Raw genomic sequence first — 729 nt, 5'->3', positions numbered from 1 at the left:
GGAACGGGCCGCCCAGACCGCCTCCGGCGCCCTACGCCCCGCAGCCGCGGCCGCGGGGACGGCCGGCTTGCCGCGACCTCTCGCCGCCGCCGATGCCGCGCGCCTTGTGCGCGTCTTCCGCCTGCAGGCCGAAGGCGCGATCGCCGCCGCGGCGGCCGAGCACGCGCTGCTCGCCGACCGGCGCCTCGATGGCCATGTGCTGGCCGATCGCTGGTTGCGCCCCGGCGCGCCGGCGCCGCACCAGGCCGATCTCCGCGCCTGGCTCGCCCGCCATGGGGAGGAACCCGACGCGCCGCGCATCCACGCGCTGCTGGCACTCGCCGCCCCCGCCGCCGCGCTGCCCGCGGCACCGGAGGAGACGGCGCTGCCCGAGGATGCCGAGGCGGTGCCCGAGGAGCGCGAAGGCCCGGCGCGGGGCTTCGTGCGCAACCCCGCGCTCGACCGCACGGTGCGCGAGCGCGCCTTCGCCGGCGACACGGCCGGCGCGCTGGCCCTGATCCGCCGCACGCGCGGCATGACGCCCGCCTATGCCGACGCGCTGCGCGCGGACATCGCCCTGGCGCTGTTCCGGCGGGGGGAGGACGCGGCCGCCTTCCGCATGGCGTCCGAGGCCGCGCGCGGCGGGCGGGAGACGACGGGCCGCGCCGCTTTCGCCGCCGGCCTCTCGGCCTGGGGCCTCGGTCGAGAACGCAGAAGCACACGCCTGAATTCTAGTCACACTTGATATCC

At 78.5% G+C, this 729-nt stretch carries 1 pseudogene; it reads left to right on the top strand.

From position 1 onward, the window contains the following. Positions 1-724: pseudogene (locus tag HW577_RS25985) on the top strand (lytic transglycosylase domain-containing protein); the annotation flags it as partial. Positions 725-729: the final 5 nt, after the last annotated feature.

The sequence above is a fragment of the Neoroseomonas rubea genome (assembly GCF_016106015.1).
GTDB classification, from domain to species: domain Bacteria; phylum Pseudomonadota; class Alphaproteobacteria; order Acetobacterales; family Acetobacteraceae; genus Neoroseomonas; species Neoroseomonas rubea.
Note: the sequence above shows the minus strand (reverse complement) of the source record. Positions and strands in the feature narration are given on the sequence as shown.